This window comes from Paenibacillus glufosinatiresistens, from assembly GCF_031470375.1.
Lineage (GTDB): Bacteria > Bacillota > Bacilli > Paenibacillales > Paenibacillaceae > Paenibacillus_AQ > Paenibacillus_AQ glufosinatiresistens.
On sequence record NZ_JAVFHT010000011.1, the window covers coordinates 1 to 17,533 of the forward strand.

Consider the following 17,533-nt stretch of genomic DNA (forward strand, 5'->3'; position numbering starts at 1 on the left):
CCGGCTGCGCCGGGGCAAGCTGCGCCGGGGCAAGCTGGGCCGCGGGAAGCGGCGCCGCAGCCGGGCGGTCCGCCGCAAGGCCGGGCGCCAGAGCCGCCGGACCCGGACGGCGGTGCGGCGGCGCAGAGGCGCCGGCAAGGCCCGCCGCATCGCGGCGCGAAGCGCCCGCGGCGGCGGACGCAAGCGCAGAAGCCGCAAGCGCTCCGCCCGGGCGTCGGTCTAGCGGACTTCTGCGCCGGAGCCGCCCGATTTCTATTATGGCAGGAGAGTGACCTATGAAAGTAATGACGATATTGGGCACACGGCCCGAGATCATCCGCTTGAGCGTCATTATTCCGCTCCTTGACCGCTATGCGGACCGTCATATTCTGGTGCACACCGGCCAGAACTTCGCCGCTTCGCTGAGCGGCATCTTCTTCACGGAACTGGGACTTCGCCAACCGGACTACATCTTGCAGGACCGGCAGTCCGGACTCGGCGGACAGATGGCCGCCATGTTCGGCGGACTGGAGCCGATTCTCGAACGGGAGCGGCCCGACCGCGTCCTGCTGCTCGGGGATACGAACAGCGCGCTCTGCGCGATTCTCGCCGAGCGGATGGGCATCCCGGTGCTTCACATGGAAGCGGGGAACCGCTGCTACGACCTGGAGGTGCCGGAGGAGAAGAACCGGCGCGTGATTGACGCCGTCTCGACGATCAACATGCCGTACACGCCCCAGAGCAAGAAGCATCTGGTCGCCGAGGGTTATCCCAGCCGCCGGATTGTGCTGACCGGCAATCCGATCTATGAAGTCATGCGGCATTATGCGCCGCAGATTGCCGGCAGCGATGTGCTGGCCCGGCTGGGCCTGAAGGCCGACGACTATTATCTCGTCACCGCGCACCGCGCGGAGAACGTCGACCGCCCTGAATCCCTGAAGCAGATTCTGGAGGGACTCAACCGGGTGGCCGAGGAGTCGGGGCGCCGGCTGATCTGCAGCATTCACCCCCGGACGAGGTCCCGGCTGGATGCGGAGCCGGCGCTTGCCATGCACCCGCTGGTTGAATTTCATGAACCGTTCGGCTTCTTTGATTTCGTGGCGCTGGAGCGGGACGCCCGCTGCGCGATCACCGACAGCGGCACGGTTCAGGAGGAATGCTGTCTGATGAATGTGCCGACCGTAACCATCCGGCGGACGACCGAGCGGCCCGAGACCGTCGACTGCGGGAGCAATGTGGTCTCCGGCGTGGAAGCCGGAGCCATTGCCCGCTGCGTCCGGCTTATGACATCGGTCAGCCGGGACTGGGAAGCGCCGGAGGGCTACAAGGACCGGGATGTCTCCTTGAAGGTAGTCAAATTTGTGCTTGGAGGGAACCTGCATGTTCAATAATCAGAGGATTTTGGTCACCGGCGGCACCGGTTCCTGGGGGCATGAGCTGATCCGCCAGTTGCTGCCGCAGAATCCGGAGGAAATTATTATCTTCTCGCGCAGCGAATCCGCCCAGGTGGCGATGAGCCGGGAATTCGAGGACAGCCGCCTGAGCTTCGTCATCGGGGATATCCGGGACCGCGAAGCGTTGACTATGGCCTGCCGGGGCGTCGACTATGTCTTTCACCTGGCGGCGCTGAAGCATGTGCCGGTATGCGAGGATCAGCCCTATGAAGCGCTCAAGACGAATGTCGTCGGCACCCAGAATGTCATTGAGGCAGCCGTGGCCGGCAAGGTCAAGAAGGTCATTTATATCTCTACCGACAAGGCGGCCAATCCCTCCAACTTCTACGGGATGACCAAAGCGATCGGCGAGAAGCTGATCGTGTATGCCAACCTGCTCGGCTCGGAGACGAAGTTCGTCACGGTGCGGGGCGGGAATGTGCTGGGAACGAACGGCAGCGTGATCCATCTGTTCAAGAAGCAGATTCAGGACAAATCCGAAGTGCGCATTACCGATTTCAAAATGACCCGCTTCTTCCTGACGCTCCGCGACGCGATCTCCCTGCTGTTCAAAGCCTCCGAGGTCAGCGTCGGCGGCGAAATCTTCGTGATGACGATGCCGACCTGCCGGATCGTCGATCTGGCCCAGGTGCTGATCGAGGCCTCCGGCAAGCCGGATGTGCAGATTACCCAGACGGGCATCCGGCCCGGCGAGAAGATCCATGAAATTCTGATGAGCGATTTCGAGAGCCAGACGACCATCGTCTACGACAGCCAGTATCTGGTCATTCTTCCGACGCTGGATATGCCGCATCTCAAAACCCGTTACAGCGGCTACGCCCCGGTCTCGTTCAGCAGCTTCAGCTCCGAGAACAATCTGATGAATCCGCAGGAGATCCGGGACATTCTGATCCGGGGAGGATTCCTGCAATGAAGCTGCTCATTCTCGGCGGGAACGGCATGGCGGGGCATATGCTGGTCGATTATTTCCGGAGCCGGGGGCGGTACAGCGTATTCTACACGACCCGGGACCGCGGAGATGCGGAAGGGCTGCTGCTCGATGCGGACGATACGGCGGCGGTCGAGCGCGCGGTCTCGCTTGTGGCTCCCCAGGTCATCCTTAACGCGCTCGGCGTCCTGAATCAGAGCGCCGAGCAGCGGCTGATCGATGCCTACCATATCAACGGCTTCCTCCCCCACCGGCTGCGGCGGGCGGCGGATGCGGCGGGAGCCCGGCTGATCCATATCAGCACGGACTGTGTATTTGAAGGCACGCGGGGATCGTACACGGAGGACGACATTCCGGACGGAACCTCGGCGTATGCCGTTACCAAGAAATTGGGCGAAGTCCGCGAACCGGGACATTTGACCATCCGCACCTCGATCATCGGGCCCGAGATCCGGCAGGGCGGCATCGGCCTGATGGGCTGGCTCCTCTCGCAGCGGGGCAACGTTCCGGGCTACCGCCGGGTTCTGTGGAACGGAGTGACCACGCTGGAGCTAGCCAAGGCGGCGGAGACCATGCTGGACTCTCCCGTATCCGGGCTGATCCATCTTGCGCATCCGCATCCGCTCAGCAAATATGAGTTGCTGCTGGCGATGCAGGCGGCGTTCGGGCTGAAAGAGATCTCCATCGTTCCCGACGACGGGCCGGTACAGGACCGGACGCTGGCCGCGACCCGTCCGGATGCCGTCTTCAAGCTGCCGTCTTACCCCGAGATGCTGGAGGAACTGGCGGCCTGGATGAAGAACTCCGGACGGCGGTACGCATGAACGGCGGGGAGGAGTCCTTCCGGGGCCGGCGGGTGCTGATTACCGGCGCAGGCGGCTTCAGCGGCCGCCATGCCGCAGCGCTGTTTGCTTCGTTCGGCGCCGAGGTAACGGCCGTCATCCGCCGGCCCGCTTCCCGGAGAAGCGGAGGTCTGCCGCCGTTTCCGCCGATGCCGCCCGGGGCGTCCGTGGCCGTCTGCGATCTGCAGAACCGTGCGGGTGTCCGGCTGCTGCTGGAGCGCTCCAGACCGGACTATATTCTTCATCTGGCGGGCCGCAACTCGGTTCCCGAATCGTGGCGCGATCCCGCAGGCTATCTGGAGAGCAACGTCATGGCCGCCGTCTATCTGCTGGAAGCCTTGGAATTCCTGCCGGAGACCCGTCTGCTCGTAGCGGGGTCCCGGCTCAAAGTCCGGCCGGAATCGGGAGAGGGGCCGCCGCATCCCTACAGTCTCAGCAAGACGCTGGAACAGTGGGCTTGCCTGGCCTGGGGCGATCTCTTCCACCGGCGGGTCTGGGTGGCCGAACCGTGCAATCTGATCGGCCCGGGTCCGTCGACCGGCTTCTGTTCGCTCCTGGCGGGCCATATCGCCCGCTGCGAGGCGGAAGGTCCGCAGCCGGCGTTTGCCATCTCTTCCCGCAGCGCGCGCCGGGACTTCCTGGATGTCCGCGACGCCGTCCGTGCCTATGCCGCCATCCTGGAGGGGGGAGAGCCGGGCACCGTCTACCGGATTGACAGCGGCGTATCACGAACGCTGGGGGAAATGGCGGACGGTCTGCTGAAACTCTCGAAGGCTGACGTTCCGGTCGTCTGCGAAGCGGGAGAATTCTCCAACGCAGCGCGCACCGGCAGCCCCCCTCCTTCCGGGACCGAAGAAGACCCGGGATTTGCGGGACACTCCTCCGCTTCCGCCGTCCGTCTCGGCTGGGGGGCCCGGGTTCCGCTGGAACAATCGCTGGAGGATCTTCTTAACTATCAGCGGCAATGGGTTCAACGACACAACGGGAGGGAAGAGCAGCCATGAACCCCAAGGTATCCGTTATTATCCCGTTCTACAATTGTCCGTATATCGGAGAGGCGCTGCAAAGCGCCCTCTCCCAATCTCTTCCGGCTTACGAGATTATCGTGGTCGATGACGGCAGCACCCTTTTTGCGGACCGTATCGATCCCTACCGATCCCGCATTCATTATCTGGGCAAAGCCAACGGGGGCACCGCGTCGGCGCTTAACCACGGCATTTCGATGGCCTCCGGCGACTATATCGCCTGGCTCAGCTCCGACGATGTCTTCTATCACGACAAGCTCAAATTCCAGTCTGCGTTCATGGAACAGCACGGCCTGCTGATCTCCTATACGAATTTTCACTACATCAATGAGCACTCCCAGTGCACGGAGATGAACGCGAGCGTCGTCTTCTCGAATCCGGCCGATTACCTGCGCTGCTTCCTTCAAGGCAATCCGATCAACGGATGCACGGTCATGATGAGACGGGAATTGTTCGGCGCCGTGGGACGCTTCGATGAGTCGCTTCCGTTCACCCACGATTATGATCTGTGGCTGCGATGCATCGTCCGCGGATGCGCGCCCGTCATGCTCAATCAGGCGCTGACCGGCTACCGGCGTCACAGCGGCATGGGTACGCTGCGCCATTACGATACGATTCTGGCAGAGGCCGCCGCCACGGCGGCGCGCTATGCCGATCCGCTGCGGCAGCTCGTCGCTGCCATAGGCGGGTGAGGGCGGTCCCCGGGCAGCTGCTGAAGGCAAGCGAGGAGGGATGCGTCATGTACCGGGAGATCGTCGTCCAAGACTTTCTGCCCCTCTTTCTGGAACAGCTGAAATTCTGCGACAGCATATTGGATATCGGATGCGGTACGGGCGTGCTGCTGGAACGCTATCAGGCTTCTCTGGTCATTGCGCTGGAGATTCACCGCCCTTATCTGGAGAACCGGCAGTTTGAAGCCCCGCATATTATTCCGGTTAACGCGAATGCAGCGGATATCGGGAGATTGTTTCTGCCCCGGACCTTCTCGGCGGTAACCTTCGTTGATTCGCTGGAGCATTTTCCGAAGGAGGAAGGCATGCGCCTCCTGGAGGCAGCGGCTGCTCTGGCAAGAAGCCGGGTGGTGGTATTCACGCCAAGAGGTTATTTTCCCCAATCGAATACGGATTACTATCATCTGAAGGGGGAGATCTATCAGGAGCACCGAAGCGGCTGGGAGGTGGAGGATTTCCTCCGGCTCGGCTTCGAGGTTACCGTGCTGAAGGGGTTTCATACGGCTTCCAACCTGGCGTTTCTCGATTCATTCGGAGCGGAGCATCCGCCGGTGGATGCCATACTGGCGAGCAGGGAGGTGCTGACATGAACGAAATGCCTCTGGTGTCCGTCGTCATTCCATTCTACAACTGCCCGTATGCGGTTCAGGCGGTGGAGAGCGTGCTCGGGCAGACCTATGCTCCAATCGAGATTCTGGTTGTGGATGACGCCTCGGAGCGGCATACGGAGCAGCTGGCTCCTTATCTGGACCGGATCCGGTATATCCGCAGAAGTGTCAACGGCGGGACCGCCGCCGCCCTGAACCGCGGAATTGAAGAGGCCAAGGGCTCCTATTTTGCCTGGCTCAGTTCGGATGACCGGTTCCATCCCGGCAAAATTGCGGCCCAGCTGGACGCCTTGCACCGTTCGGGACGGCGCTTTTGCCACACCGGATACGCCTATATCGACGGGAACGGCAACAGGCTTCCCGAAGGGGAGGTTATCCTTGCTTATCGCGACCGGAAGGAACTGATTGCCACGCTGATGAAGGGCTGCCCGGTCAATGGGAGCAGCGTGCTGATGGACATGGAGCTCTTCCGGAGAGTCGGACTCTTCGACGAGCGCTTTCGCTATACCCATGATTACGAGCTCTGGCTCCGCGTGCTGCCGCATTACGAGTGGGAGTACATCCCGGTTCCGCTTCTGGATTACCGGGTGCATTCCGAAATGGGCTCGAAGCGGCACGGAAGCGAGCAGGCCGCTGAAATCGGCATGATCCAGCAGAAATACCGCCGGGCCTTAAGCCGGCTGCTGCGCAGGGAGGGATACGCATGCGGATCGTCTTTCCGGTTCTGACACTGTGCCGGGGCGGAGCCCAGCGCATGCTGGCTGAGCTTACGAACCGTCTGTCGTACAGAGGGCATGAGGTGATTCTGCTCATGCCCCCTCAAGGAGTGGTGGAGTATCCGGTATCCAGCCCGATTCGGGTCACGGACGGAGCGCTGAAGGCCGAGGATTTCCCCAAGGCGGATCTCATCGTCTCCAATTTCTATACCACCGTGCCGCTGGCGGAAAGCGCAGCTGCGGCCGGCAAAGGCGTTCACGCCCGGCTAGCTCTCTGCTACGAGCCCGTCTTCCTGCCGGACAATACCCGTTCCTTCGCTTCCTACCATGCCACGCCGCATTTATTCGTGCTCTCTCGCTGGCAGCAGGAGATTGTCCGGCTTCACCACGGCATCAAGGGACGGATTGTTCCCATAGGCGTAGACGGCCTCTTCACCAATCTGGGATTGCGCACTCAGCCGGGACGGCGGCTGACCGTCTCGGCTATTGTCCGGAGGCCCGAGGGCGGATTCTCCGGACACCGGGAGCAGGAATATCTGCTCCGGGAACTGCGACGGATCAAGCATACCCGGCCCGACACCGAGGTCATGCTGATGATGCCTCCGGGGGAACTGGCGGAGTCTCCGGAACTTCAAGCGCTCAGCAGGGAGGAGAGCTTCACGGTAAGGACGCCTGCCGATGACCGGGAGCTCTGCTATCACTACAACGAGAGCCATATCTTCGTGAGCGCGAGCACGTACGACTCCGGTTCTTTGCCGGGACTGGAGGCCATGCGGTGCGGCGCTGCGCTGGTCTGCGTCTACTCGGGCGGCAATCTGGAGTACAGCCATACCCGGCGCAACTGCCTCATGTCCTACCGCTATGAGGAACGGCTTGGCGCCGACGTGCTTCGTCTGCTGGAGCAGCCGGGGCTGCGCAGCGAGCTTGCCGCCAGAGGGGAGCGGGATTCCCGGCGTTTCACTTGGGAGCGGAGCGCAGACTTGTTCGAGCGAGGCTTGCTGCAGGTGCTGGAAGAAGAGTCTGGGGGGTAAGGGACTATTGGTCCTTATCCCATATGTAGCAGACTGCTTCCGTTGCAGGAAGAAGAACCAAGACACCCTCAGGAGAAGCGGTCTGTTCAATGACAGGTGGCAACCCTGAGGGTGTTTTCTTCGAGTCAATGAGGTTTGTCGGAACCGGTTATTGTAATCTGTTTGGAAAAAAATAAAAACGGCCGTTCCAGGAAGCTTCTTCTTGGACGGCCGCTTTGCGTTTTGGCTTTTCCAGAATGCTGAATAACCGGCGTAATCCCGGCGGGCTAAGTGAAAATCCCGAAGGAATTCATCATCTCCCGAAAAGAATTCGCATACCGCGCGGGATGAAAGCCCGCTGCCAGTCTGGCGGGACCTTCGCGCGCAATCCTTTCGCGGAGCCCGTGATTGGCAATGAGTTCCGTCCCTTGGGCCACGGCGGCCTGAATATCCCCGAGCGGATAGAATTTGCCGGTACAGTCATGTTCGATGAAGCTTCGCACGCCGTCGGAGTCGGTGCTGAGCACCGGGCAGCCGCACAGAATGGCCTCAGCTACCGCATAACCGAAGCCTTCCATGACTGAAGTCGAGAGCAGAAATCCCCCGGAGTCGGCTACGCGGGAATAATAATGGGGCATGCCGGAATTCGGTATCCGGATGAACTCGGCGAGGCGGTCGCCCATGCCGCTCTCTGCCAGAGCCTGGCGGAACCGTTCGTTCTCGCCGTCCGCCGCAAGCTTCGGATCATGGAACATCCACAGATGCAGATCAGGCACGCGGGAGCGGAGCGCTGAAGCGACCGCCAGCAGCTCTCGCCAGTTCTTGTTCGGCTCCAGGCGGCCCACCCAGGCGAGCACGGGATCGCGGGGCCGCTCTCCCGGCACATAACGGAAGCGTTCGACGTCCAGCATGTTGGCAATGATGTACCGGTGTACACCGGGCAAATAGCGGTTGAAGAGATCAAACAAGTGATAGGTCGGCGGGAACAGGAGCGCATCGCAGTAAGCCTGCACGTAGGGGGCGGCGAGCTGGACGGCGACCTCGGCATCCGCCGGAGCTCCGAATCCCTGGGCTTCATAGATCAGAATGCCGCCGTACCCGAGTCTCCGCAGTCTTTCGGTTATCCTGTAGTCCGAGGTGACGATGATGGCGTCGTACTGCTCGCGGGCCAGCAGGTCAGACAGCAGAGCGTCATCCGAACCGAAGAAGACGGGATAGGGACAGGAGCCTGGCTCCGGGGCGTTCCCCCCGGGCAGCAGATAGAGGGTATGGGCTTCAATGCCGACTTGAGGCAGACTGACGCAGCGAAGCCGGTTAAGGGTCTCCACGCCTCCGCTCGCGATATAGAAAATGAACAGAACCTTCATGTTGTTCTCCTCCCGTCGGATCGCGGGTAAATCCTGCCGTCTACAGCATACGCAGCGCCGGAATGGATGGTGAGGAGCGGCGCAGGAGTTCCAATATTTTTTGGGATACAAGAGCAGGATGACGGTCATTCTAAGCTTGTTCACCGGCTTTATTGCCATGATCTTATTTATAAGGGATGGAGGATGATTATGCAGCATTCCCGAATTGGCATGACTCTCGCGGCCGCGCTGCTCCTGGGAACCGCAACCCTCGCCGGATGCGGCGGCAACGGATCGAAGAATGACGCGGGTATGAAGACGAACAGTGTCAAGACGAACAGTACGGAGGGAACTTCCAATCAGGGGCGCTTTCAGACCCGTTCGGCCCAAGGCATTCACAACATCGCCAACCTGAAAATGGACCGGGAGCTGTCCGACCGGGTATCGGCAATTCCCGGGGTTCGCTCAGCCCATGTGCTCATGGCCGGACGAACGGCTTATGTGGCTGTGACGGCCGATGAGAACTCCGGCAACTCCCGCCGTTCCGGCAATGGCGCATTGGACCGCGGAACGACCATGCGCGGCACGAATCTGAGTCCGGGAAGCAGCGGTTACGGGACGGGCAACGGCACCGGATACGGTACCGGCAGCGGCACTCTCTATAAGCCGCGCAGCTCGGCCGGCGCTCATCTGACCGATGACGGCCGGAGTATGACCGGAACTCCGGGTACTGGCGGCAGCCGCGGAGGCGGACTCGGCGGTGGAATGAACGGCAGCGGAGGTTACATGAACGGCATGACTGGAACGGACGGAACGGGGCCCGCCGGAGGAGCCGGAGATCTGCTGAACGGTACAGGCACAGTCGAATCGGGACGGGGCTACCACAGCATGGGAACCGGCCGCGGGGATACGGTGAACAAAGAGTTGAAGAACCGGATTGCCGAGACGGTCCGCAGCTACGACAGCAACATCGGGTCCGTCTATGTTTCGGCTAACCCCGATTTTGTGGAACGGGTGAACGGCTATGCGGATCAGGCCCGCGGCGGCCATCCGTTATCGGGCTTCGCGAATGAATTCCGTACGCTGGTGGAACGGATCTTCCCTACCCGGGAATAGGAAGGGATCTCAAGTCCATTGAAGACACCCGATAAAAGGGTTCCAGGTTCCCGTACAAGCGGGAACCTTTTTTATGGAAGGGAGCATCCTCCGATCCACACGTTCTTCAGTTCAAGCTCTTCATCCAGCAGCACCAGATCGGCGCGTTTGCCTGCTTCGATAGAGCCGATGTCATGATCGAGGCCGAGCGATGCAGCCGGGTTGAGGCTGGCCGCCAGGGAAGCGTCCCGAAGCGAAAGGCCTGCCTCCCGCACCAGATAGCGGAAGCCGCGAATCATAGTCAGCGTACTGCCGGCCAGCGTGCCGCTTCCATCGCGCAGCCGGGCGACTCCGTTCCTGACCCGAACAGGCAGATCGCCGATGGCATATTCGCCGTCGGGCAGGCCGGCTGCCGCCATGGCATCGGTAACAAGCAGCAGGCTTTCGGGCCCTTTCATTCTGGCCAGGATGCGAATGGCTGCCGGATGCACATGAATGCCGTCGGCAATGACTTCTGCCCGAATGCGCGGATCGGCGAGAACAGCGCCTGCTGCGCCGGGGCTGCGGTGATGCAGCGGCGTCATGGCATTGAACGTATGGACCGCATGGTTCAGCCCGGCGTCGGCAGCGGCCAGGACTTCTTCATAGGAAGCACCGGTATGACCGAGCGCAGCTGTAATGCCCTGCCGGCGCAGCCAGGCAATCGCCTCCAGCGCGCCTTCCCGTTCGGGGGCAAGGGTGACCTGCCGGATGAGTCCCGGGTGTCTTCGCTCCCATTCCTCCAGCCAGTCCAGACGCGCAAGCGAAATATGCGCGGGGTTCTGGGCGCCGGCCCAGTCGGGATGGATGAACGGTCCTTCCAGATGTACGCCGGCGATGACGGCTGCCAAGGGACTGCCGCCGTTCCGGCAAGCGGCGACTCCGGCAAGAACGGTATCCAGGGCATCCTTCGGGGCGGTCATGGTGGTAGCAAGGAGCGTGGTGGTGCCCATCGAGGCATGGAAGGCGGCAATCTCTTCAAGTTCCTGCTGACCGGCGGACATGAAATCATGCCCGGCTCCGCCGTGGACATGAACATCCACGAAGCCGGGAACAATAAGCCCGTTCCGGCATGCGGCCGCATCCGGCCAGTTCCGGCAGACCGGGGGGAGCTCTTCGGCCTTGCCGGCAAAGAGGATTCGGCTTCCCTGAAACGCCACGGCCCCGCTCTCGACAAGGCCGCCGGGTGTCAGCACCTGTCCGCGCAGCAGGGCTCCTTCCTCTGCCGGCATTCGGGACAAGGCATTTGTACCGCCGTTTAATGGATAGGAATTCATAGGCTCTCCTCCTTGTGCCGAATATATCGGATCGGATAACGGAATACAACCGAGGCGGATAAAAGCTTCATTGACAAGCGAAAAGCAACCTCCTAATATAGCTTGGTATCAAGGCTCCCCGTAATCCGGACGTTCCGGGCAGGAGGGCCATTACGTATCAGGCAGGGGGGGATCGGTATGAATCCGGAACCGGGAAGAAGCATTGGAGAAGGAGGCTGTGCGGAGGTCCGCGTCTGGGAACCCGGGCGGACCATTATCAAGCTGGCCAAGAGCAATACGAGCCGTTGGGCCATGGAAAGAGAATACCGCAATCAGCAGCAGGCGTGGAACCAGGGGCTGTCTGTGCCCAGGCCCTATGAACTGCTGGAGACCGACGGGAGACCGGGGATCATTTCGGATTATATCCAAGGCCAGCCGCTGATCGAGCGTCTGTTCGGGGCATGGAGCAAGGAGAAAGCACCGGGATACGATGAAGCTGTACCCGATTACGAGGGCTGGCGAATAACGGCAAGGCTGCTGGCCGAGCTGCACCGCGTTCCCGCTCCGCAAGGTCTGGCTTCGCAGAAAGAGAATTTCGCCTTCGCCATCCGAAATGCCCCCTATTTGACGGATGCGGAGAAGGAACGCGTGCTGGAGGAATTGAGAGCGCTTCCCGATTCGGACCGCTTTTGCCATGGGGACCCGAACCCGGGTAACATTCTGCTTCCGCCGGAAGGCCGTCCCGTGATCATCGACTGGATGGATGCTTCCTGCGGCCATCCCGGAGGAGATCTGGCCGAATATGTGGTCATGATCCGGTACGCGGTTCTGCCCCCGTTCCTGCCGGAGGAAGCGCACCGTCAGTTCGATGCCGTGCGGGAAGAGATGATCGACCAGTTCCATGAGGAATACGAAGCCTGCGGCGGGATTTCGCGCGCGGAGACGGAGCCTTGGCTGCTGCCCATAGCTGCCCGCAAGCTGAACGCGGACGCCATCTCGGAGGAAGAGAAGCAGCGGCTGATCGCGTTCATCCGCTCGAAGATCGGCGGAGATAATGCGGGCGAAGAAGGAGTCTGAAGCCAGGAAGATGAAGCCAGGAAGATGAAGCCTGGAAGCTAAGGTCTGAAAGATAAGGTCTGAAAGATAAAGTCTGAAATAAGAGGTCTGAAAGATAAAGTCCGGAACCTGAAATCCAATAAGACGTTTCTCCGGCGAACAGGAGAAACGTCTTATTGGCGTACCCGCCGTTATCTATGCGCCCGGGTCCAGGCTCCGGGCCTGCGAGGCGTCCGCTGCCGTCCGGCGTGCCCGTTCCGCCCGTCTCCGAAGCAGCGATTCTCCGAACAGGAGCAGAAGCAGGGCGGCCTGGGGAATCGCCGTCTCCCAGGTCGGGTACAGACCGAGCCAGCCGACGACCGGAAGCGAGTCCGAGACATGGGCCGGCGCATGTCCGGCCACCTGAAGCGCATGGATGCTCTCCCCGAGGAAGCGGAAGACGAGATAGTAGATCAGCAGTGCGGCGGTCCGGAAGAAGGCGCCAATCGGCAGCCGGGCGCTCAGCGCCAGAATCGCATAGCCGGCTGCCCCGAGCAGCGCAAGCGCCAGGACGATGCCAAGCAGCATCTGGGAGAGGTCCATCGAAGGCGCCATTCCGGCATAGAAGATCGCCGTCTCGGCCCCTTCGCGAAGGACGGCCAGCAGGGTAACGCCGAAGACGGTCCACAGGCTGCCGCCGGCCAGCGCCCCTTCCATGCGGCTGCCGACATAGCGGTTCCATGCCGCAGTGCCGGACTTGCCGTGCAGCCAGCGGCCGACGGCCAGCATCATCACGACTGCGGCGAGGCCAACGTAGCCTTCGATCGCTTCCCGGGCTCCTCCGGCGGCAGCGGATGCGACCAGGAGGGTCAGCCCCGAGGCCAGCGCCAGACTGGCCGCCAGACCGGCGGCCGCTCCGGACCATACCCAGCGCGCAGCCGCAGGACGGCCGCTGCGTCTCGCGAAGGCGAGCATGGCGGCCAGAACCAGAATCGCCTCCAGCCCTTCGCGCAGCAGCACGAGCGCCGCATCCCAGAACGTATACCGGGCCTCGCCGGACAGAGGGGCCAGTTCATCGCGCGTCGTCTTCATCGTGGCCAGCGCCCGGTCCAGCTTGGGCGGATCGGACAGCAGGTAGCCGGCCGCTTCGGCGCTCTCATTCTCGAGGCGAGTGTAAGCCGAAGGCGAAGAGATTTGTACGCGGCCCTCGACAGACGGCCAATCGGCAATGAACCGCTCCACGGAAGCGGCCGCTTCGGCTGCCCGGCCGGCTTCGGCATCCGTAATCGCCTGATCCAGATGGCCGATCAGCCCTTCAATGGAAGCGGCGGAAGACCGGCCGACTTCCGTCTCCGCGGCGGAAGGCTTCAGCCCCTTGCTGTAGCTCTCCAGCAGGCCGCGGAGCGCTTCCGCTTCCGCCAATGCGGCCTCCGCCCGGACAGGCTCGGCCTGAAGCGCGATCCGCAGCAGGCTCATCTTCGTCTCGAGCTGGCCGTAGACCGCAGCATTGTCCTGGCGGACGGCGCGCTCCACCGGCGCCCAGCCGTCGACGAGGCTGCGGTACGCCGCCTCCGCCGCGTCCCAGTCGGCGGCGCGCGCCGCGTCCCGCGCCTGCCCGGCCGCGGGAAGCAGCCCGGCCGCCGCTTTCGGCCCGGCGGCGGCCGTCTCTTCGCCGCCGGGCGCAGCGGCGGCACTGGCGTAGGCGTCCACGGCTCCGGCGAGCGTGGACAGCGCTTGGCGGGCGGCCGGACCGCCGCCCGCCGCCAGAGCGGACGACGCCGCTTCGAGCGCGGCGTCCACTTCCCCGGCCAGACCGGCGTGGGCCGGGTCCGCTTGGGCCTTCGCCTCGCCCCAGAGGCCGGCGAAGGTTGCAAGATCGGCGGCGGCCTCGTTCCACTCGCCGCCGCCTGCGGCCACGAGCGCGCTGCCGACCGGCGGGAACAGCGCGTCGAGCCGCGCCTGCGCCGCCTGGGCGGCCGCGGATCGGTCCGCGCTGCCGGCAGGCGGAAGTCCGGCAGCAGTCTGGGCTGAAGCCGCCGCAGGCTGCCTGCCCGGCGCCGCTTCCGCCGCAGCGGTTCCCGGCGCAGCCAGAAGCGCGCCGGCGGTCAGCGCGGCTACCAGCGCGCCGGCCTGGAGGCGGCGCTTGAGTGAGGTATAAATCATCGGGATGCCCCTTCCGTAAGCCAGAGTAGTAGAAATGTGCTTCATCCCAGCAGCGCCTGTCCCAGATAGGCGCCTTCCCGCACGCCCGGGAAGCAGGCGAACACGGCGCTGCCGACATGCGCTTGGTATTCATTCAGCTTGTCGCTGGCCGCAAGCCGCCGCTGAACGGCGACGAACTGCTTCTGCAGATCGCGCTGGAAGGAGATGAAGAGCAGTCCGGCGTCCAGCTGTCCGGTCTTCAGGCTCAATCCGCTGGAATAGGAGAAGGAGCGGCGCAGCATCTTGACCGATCCGTCGCCGCGGGCAAGCGCGGAGTGCGAATCGGCGGGAATCCGGAGGTTGCCGCTGCTGTCGGTCGCCTTCGGGTCCAGCGGATCGAATTCATGGGCCGAGCCGAGCGGCGCGCCGCTGGCCCGGTGCCGTCCGAAGGTCGCCTCCTGATCGGCAAGCGAGGAGCGGTCCCATATTTCCAGCCGCAGCCGGACCCGCCGGACCGCCATATAGGTTCCGCCCTGCATCCAGGCCGGTGCTTCGCCGCCGCACCAGACAATCTCGTTCATGGCCTGGGAATCGGAGATGTCCGGATTCCCGGTGCCGTCCTTGAAGCCGAGCAGATTGCGCGGCGTTCCGGCCCGGGGATCTGCCGTTCCGGTGCGCTGGAAGCCCTCTTGGGTCCAGCGGAGAACGGCGGTTCCCCGGGCAATGCGGGCCAAATTGCGGATGGCGTGGAAGGCGACCTGAAGATCGTCGGAGCAGGCCTGCACGCACAGATCGCCGCCGCACCACTCCGGTTCAAGCTGATCGCCGTTGAAGGCGGGAAGCTCCGCAAAGGTCGCCGGCCGGCTTCCGGCCAGGCCGAAGCGTCCGTCGAACAGCGAAGGCCCGGCTCCGAAGGTCAGCGTCAGCCGGGCGGGATTCAGGCCGTCCGCTTCGCCGGTATCGGTCGGAGGCACATGGGCCCGGTCGTTGGCGTCGCCGAGCAGCCGGCCGGCCGTTAGCGCAGCGGCCGCTTCCGTCCAGCTCTGCATCAGACGGCGGAGAGCGGGAAGGCCCGAAGCCGTGACATCAAAAGACGCGAAGCAGATGAAGCTCTGCGCCGGAGTGACAATTCCGGCCTGATGGCTGCCGTAGAACGGAAGGCTTGCATCTGATGTATCGGCGGGGCCGGGAGCTGCGGACGGGGACGCTTCCCGGGCCGCCAGCGCGCCGACTGCGCCGCCTCCGAGCAGCAGGCCAAGCCCCGAGGCGGCTGTAAGCCGCAGCATATCGCGGCGGCTTACAGGCTTGTTCAGCAGGGAAGGGCCGGCGGCCTCTTCGTCTGCAGGGCGGACCGGAGGCGAATCCGGCCCGGATAAGGGTGTTACATCAGGCGGTGACTTCCAGGGCTTGCGGCGCTTCATGGACTCACACTCCCAGAAGCCGCCCCATATTGGACAGCGGTTCGGCCAGCGCGTCGAGGTTCTGGCTGAGCTTGCGGACATCCTCATCCTGAAGCTGATCGTAAGAGACATAGCCGTCCCCGGATTTGAACGGCGCGAGCTCGTCCTTCAGGGCAGCGAACCGCTCTCCGATTGTCCGCTCCAGCTCGGGGTCCTTCTCGGCCAGCCGGGGCTTCAGCAGTTCATAGATTTTCTCGGCCCCTTCCACATTGGCGGCAAAATCATACAGATCGGTCCGCGAATACCGTTCCTCTTCTCCTGTAACCTTGGAGGTGGAGACCTCGTTCAGCAGCTCGACCGCTCCCGTCACCAGGAGAGAGGCGTCAATCGGCGCAGTTTCCACCTTGGCGCGGAGAAGCTGGGCGTCCTGAAGCAGCCGGTCGGCGTATGCTTCGCTTCCCTTGGTCGTGCCCCCCGTCCAGAGTCCCTTCTCGATCCGGTGGAAGCCGCGCCATTCGCTGTCCTCCACATCCCCTTCGCGGGCATCGATGCTGGGATCGAGATCCCCGAGGGCTTCGGCAATCGGTTCGATGCGCTCATAGTACATGCGGGTCGGGGCGTACAGCTTCTTCGCCTCCTCCAGCTTGCCGGCCTTCACGGCCGCGGCGAACGCCTCGGTTCCCTTGACGAACTCGTCGCACTGGGCGATGACGAAGCTGCGGTAATCGTTCACCGCCCGGGTGAAGTCCGGCGCTTCGGCTGAAGCCGGAAGGCCGGACGCCAGAGGCGCCGCAGACGGCGCGGCGGCAGGCGCAGCCGATTGCCCGGAAGTAGCACCGGACGCGTTATTGTCGGAGCAGCCGGACAGCAGCAGCACCCCGGCGAGCAGCCCGGCGGGCAGAGCAAAGCGGTAATTCATCATGACCAACATCCCCTTTGTCTATGTAATGAACCTATTATCAATGATAATGATTATCAGTGGGAAAATATGCCCTAATCATAAGACCGCCGTTACCTGCTGTCAACGAAAAAATGTGATTTCCGTCACATCCAAGCGTCCGCCCATTTCCTTGAAGCGACCGCACCATCCTTCTGCGCGGCTCATACTATGGATTTGACTGTATCCCTTAACCTTGTTAGACCAAACATTCCCGGGCAAGGAGGGGTGACACCACCATGAAGGGGCACGAACATCACAGCAAATTTCTGTTGACACATCGGGAGCGGGAAGTATTTGAACTCCTCGTCCAGGACAAAACGACAAGCGATATCGCCGGTCTGCTGTTCATCAGCGAGAAGACAGTCCGCAACCACATTTCCAACGTTATGCAAAAACTGAATGTCAAAGGCCGTTCGCAAGCGGTTGTCGAGCTGATTAAGCTTGGGGAACTGAAGATATAGCCGGCCTGCCTGGGGAAACACCGAGAGAAGCCTTCTTTTATCCTTCGGGATGAAGGGAGGTTTTTTATTGAGACAATAAAAAGACCGCAGCCATCCGGATCGTCCGGTGCTGCGGTCGGTATGGGAGTTAACCGTTAGTGGAGAATAACGGATTTGATTCGCGATTCTTCTTCGTAGGTCAAGCGCTTCGGTGCCGGAGCTTCGCGAAGACAGCGGGCGGCGTCATACTCGATCTTCATGTAATCTCCTTCTCCCGATACTAGAGCCGGCTGCAAATTGGTGATTGCCCAATTCTTGAATTCTTTCAGTCCTGCCAGCATAATATTCATCCCCCTTGGTGGTGCTGTAACGGCTTGCCGCCGTTTATTGATTACGCTTACATTATAGCATGATCGACTGATAAATAAAATAGATGTCCGCTATAAAAATACATTTTACCCCTGCGGATCGTGATAAAATGCACTAATGGTGCGCTATGGAAGGAGAAGTGTCCTTCCGCAGCGCACATTGTTGTGAAAGCCAGGCG

At 62.2% G+C, this 17,533-nt stretch carries 18 protein-coding genes; 12 read left to right on the forward strand and 6 right to left on the reverse strand.

Features of this window, described 5'->3' with window-relative positions; translation table 11 throughout:
- The 9 genes from RBI05_RS12625 to RBI05_RS12665 form a co-directional block, all read left to right on the forward strand.
- The coding region (locus tag RBI05_RS12625) for a hypothetical protein (protein ID WP_310551357.1) at positions 1 to 223 on the forward strand (223 nt) is incomplete at its 5' end.
- Positions 224 to 275: 52 nt separating this feature from the next.
- Positions 276 to 1,370, forward strand: a complete 1,095-nt coding sequence (gene wecB, locus RBI05_RS12630) for a non-hydrolyzing UDP-N-acetylglucosamine 2-epimerase (protein WP_150459900.1) — start codon at positions 276 to 278, stop codon at positions 1,368 to 1,370.
- Positions 1,360 to 2,346 (forward strand): polysaccharide biosynthesis protein, encoded by a 987-nt coding sequence (locus tag RBI05_RS12635; RefSeq protein WP_310551358.1) that lies wholly within the window; start codon positions 1,360 to 1,362, stop codon positions 2,344 to 2,346. Before wecB ends, RBI05_RS12635 begins: the two co-directional genes overlap by 11 nt.
- Positions 2,343 to 3,185, forward strand: a complete 843-nt coding sequence (locus RBI05_RS12640; protein ID WP_310551359.1) for a sugar nucleotide-binding protein — start codon at positions 2,343 to 2,345, stop codon at positions 3,183 to 3,185. The genes RBI05_RS12635 and RBI05_RS12640 overlap by 4 nt, the downstream gene beginning before the upstream one ends.
- Positions 3,182 to 4,207 carry an NAD-dependent epimerase/dehydratase family protein gene (locus RBI05_RS12645; protein WP_310551360.1) on the forward strand — a complete coding sequence of 342 codons (1,026 nt, stop codon included), beginning with the start codon at positions 3,182 to 3,184 and terminating at the stop codon, positions 4,205 to 4,207. The genes RBI05_RS12640 and RBI05_RS12645 overlap by 4 nt, the downstream gene beginning before the upstream one ends.
- Positions 4,204 to 4,920, forward strand: a complete 717-nt coding sequence (locus tag RBI05_RS12650) for a glycosyltransferase (protein ID WP_150459896.1) — start codon at positions 4,204 to 4,206, stop codon at positions 4,918 to 4,920. The genes RBI05_RS12645 and RBI05_RS12650 overlap by 4 nt, the downstream gene beginning before the upstream one ends.
- Before the next feature lie 47 nt (positions 4,921 to 4,967).
- Entirely contained in the window at positions 4,968 to 5,549 is a 582-nt protein-coding gene (locus tag RBI05_RS12655) for a class I SAM-dependent methyltransferase (RefSeq protein WP_150459895.1), read from the forward strand.
- Positions 5,546 to 6,295 (forward strand): glycosyltransferase family 2 protein, encoded by a 750-nt coding sequence (locus tag RBI05_RS12660; protein WP_310551361.1) that lies wholly within the window; start codon positions 5,546 to 5,548, stop codon positions 6,293 to 6,295. The genes RBI05_RS12655 and RBI05_RS12660 overlap by 4 nt, the downstream gene beginning before the upstream one ends.
- Positions 6,271 to 7,314, forward strand: coding sequence for a glycosyltransferase family 4 protein (locus RBI05_RS12665; RefSeq protein ID WP_310551362.1), 1,044 nt, complete (start codon positions 6,271 to 6,273; stop codon positions 7,312 to 7,314). The genes RBI05_RS12660 and RBI05_RS12665 overlap by 25 nt, the downstream gene beginning before the upstream one ends.
- Positions 7,315 to 7,580: 266 nt before the next feature.
- Here the strand turns inward: RBI05_RS12665 and RBI05_RS12670 are convergent, their stop codons facing one another.
- Positions 7,581 to 8,660 (reverse strand): glycosyltransferase family 4 protein, encoded by a 1,080-nt coding sequence (locus RBI05_RS12670; RefSeq protein ID WP_310551363.1) that lies wholly within the window; start codon positions 8,658 to 8,660, stop codon positions 7,581 to 7,583.
- Positions 8,661 to 8,849: 189 nt separating this feature from the next.
- On the opposite strand from RBI05_RS12670, the gene RBI05_RS12675 reads away from it, so the two are divergent.
- Complete coding sequence (locus RBI05_RS12675) at positions 8,850 to 9,755, forward strand: YhcN/YlaJ family sporulation lipoprotein (RefSeq protein WP_310551364.1); 906 nt, start codon at positions 8,850 to 8,852, stop codon at positions 9,753 to 9,755.
- Between the two features lie 71 nt (positions 9,756 to 9,826).
- On the opposite strand, the gene nagA is transcribed toward RBI05_RS12675, so the two are convergent.
- A complete protein-coding gene (gene nagA / locus RBI05_RS12680) occupies positions 9,827 to 11,005 on the reverse strand; it encodes an N-acetylglucosamine-6-phosphate deacetylase (protein WP_310551437.1) in 1,179 nt (392 codons plus the stop codon).
- Positions 11,006 to 11,227: 222 nt separating this feature from the next.
- Between nagA and RBI05_RS12685 the strand changes: the two genes are divergently transcribed.
- Complete coding sequence (locus RBI05_RS12685) at positions 11,228 to 12,106, forward strand: phosphotransferase family protein (protein WP_310551365.1); 879 nt, start codon at positions 11,228 to 11,230, stop codon at positions 12,104 to 12,106.
- 174 nt (positions 12,107 to 12,280) lie between these two features.
- On the opposite strand, the gene RBI05_RS12690 is transcribed toward RBI05_RS12685, so the two are convergent.
- Genes RBI05_RS12690 through efeO form a run of 3 tightly spaced genes read right to left on the reverse strand, consistent with a single transcriptional unit; the run spans position 12,281 to position 16,525 of the window.
- Positions 12,281 to 14,227 (reverse strand): FTR1 family iron permease, encoded by a 1,947-nt coding sequence (locus RBI05_RS12690; protein WP_310551366.1) that lies wholly within the window; start codon positions 14,225 to 14,227, stop codon positions 12,281 to 12,283.
- A 41-nt stretch (positions 14,228 to 14,268) separates the two neighbouring features.
- Entirely contained in the window at positions 14,269 to 15,627 is a 1,359-nt protein-coding gene (gene efeB, locus RBI05_RS12695; protein WP_310551367.1) for an iron uptake transporter deferrochelatase/peroxidase subunit, read from the reverse strand.
- Between the two features lie 4 nt (positions 15,628 to 15,631).
- Entirely contained in the window at positions 15,632 to 16,525 is an 894-nt protein-coding gene (gene efeO, locus RBI05_RS12700) for an iron uptake system protein EfeO (RefSeq protein ID WP_310551438.1), read from the reverse strand.
- A 257-nt stretch (positions 16,526 to 16,782) separates the two neighbouring features.
- Here efeO and RBI05_RS12705 point away from each other — a divergent pair, with 257 nt between their 5' ends.
- Positions 16,783 to 17,007, forward strand: a complete 225-nt coding sequence (locus tag RBI05_RS12705) for a helix-turn-helix domain-containing protein (protein WP_150458961.1) — start codon at positions 16,783 to 16,785, stop codon at positions 17,005 to 17,007.
- A gap of 134 nt (positions 17,008 to 17,141) precedes the next feature.
- Here the strand turns inward: RBI05_RS12705 and RBI05_RS12710 are convergent, their stop codons facing one another.
- Positions 17,142 to 17,327 (reverse strand): hypothetical protein, encoded by a 186-nt coding sequence (locus RBI05_RS12710; protein WP_150458962.1) that lies wholly within the window; start codon positions 17,325 to 17,327, stop codon positions 17,142 to 17,144.
- Between the last annotated feature and the right edge of the window lie 206 nt (positions 17,328 to 17,533).

Bases quoted from the DNA above. Each gene is read 5' to 3' on its own strand.
- RBI05_RS12690 (WP_310551366.1), bottom strand. From the start codon at position 14,227: ATGATTTATACCTCACTCAAGCGCCGCCTCCAGGCCGGCGCGCTGGTA.
- RBI05_RS12710 (WP_150458962.1), bottom strand. From the start codon at position 17,327: ATGCTGGCAGGACTGAAAGAATTCAAGAATTGGGCAATCACCAATTTG.
- wecB (WP_150459900.1), top strand. From the start codon at position 276: ATGAAAGTAATGACGATATTGGGCACACGGCCCGAGATCATCCGCTTG.
- RBI05_RS12685 (WP_310551365.1), top strand. From the start codon at position 11,228: ATGAATCCGGAACCGGGAAGAAGCATTGGAGAAGGAGGCTGTGCGGAG.
- RBI05_RS12670 (WP_310551363.1), bottom strand. From the start codon at position 8,660: ATGAAGGTTCTGTTCATTTTCTATATCGCGAGCGGAGGCGTGGAGACC.
- RBI05_RS12675 (WP_310551364.1), top strand. From the start codon at position 8,850: ATGCAGCATTCCCGAATTGGCATGACTCTCGCGGCCGCGCTGCTCCTG.
- RBI05_RS12705 (WP_150458961.1), top strand. From the start codon at position 16,783: ATGAAGGGGCACGAACATCACAGCAAATTTCTGTTGACACATCGGGAG.
- RBI05_RS12640 (WP_310551359.1), top strand. From the start codon at position 2,343: ATGAAGCTGCTCATTCTCGGCGGGAACGGCATGGCGGGGCATATGCTG.
- RBI05_RS12665 (WP_310551362.1), top strand. From the start codon at position 6,271: ATGCGGATCGTCTTTCCGGTTCTGACACTGTGCCGGGGCGGAGCCCAG.
- RBI05_RS12645 (WP_310551360.1), top strand. From the start codon at position 3,182: ATGAACGGCGGGGAGGAGTCCTTCCGGGGCCGGCGGGTGCTGATTACC.
- RBI05_RS12635 (WP_310551358.1), top strand. From the start codon at position 1,360: ATGTTCAATAATCAGAGGATTTTGGTCACCGGCGGCACCGGTTCCTGG.
- efeB (WP_310551367.1), bottom strand. From the start codon at position 15,627: ATGAAGCGCCGCAAGCCCTGGAAGTCACCGCCTGATGTAACACCCTTA.
- RBI05_RS12650 (WP_150459896.1), top strand. From the start codon at position 4,204: ATGAACCCCAAGGTATCCGTTATTATCCCGTTCTACAATTGTCCGTAT.
- nagA (WP_310551437.1), bottom strand. From the start codon at position 11,005: ATGCCGGCAGAGGAAGGAGCCCTGCTGCGCGGACAGGTGCTGACACCC.
- RBI05_RS12660 (WP_310551361.1), top strand. From the start codon at position 5,546: ATGAACGAAATGCCTCTGGTGTCCGTCGTCATTCCATTCTACAACTGC.
- efeO (WP_310551438.1), bottom strand. From the start codon at position 16,525: ATGAATTACCGCTTTGCTCTGCCCGCCGGGCTGCTCGCCGGGGTGCTG.
- RBI05_RS12655 (WP_150459895.1), top strand. From the start codon at position 4,968: ATGTACCGGGAGATCGTCGTCCAAGACTTTCTGCCCCTCTTTCTGGAA.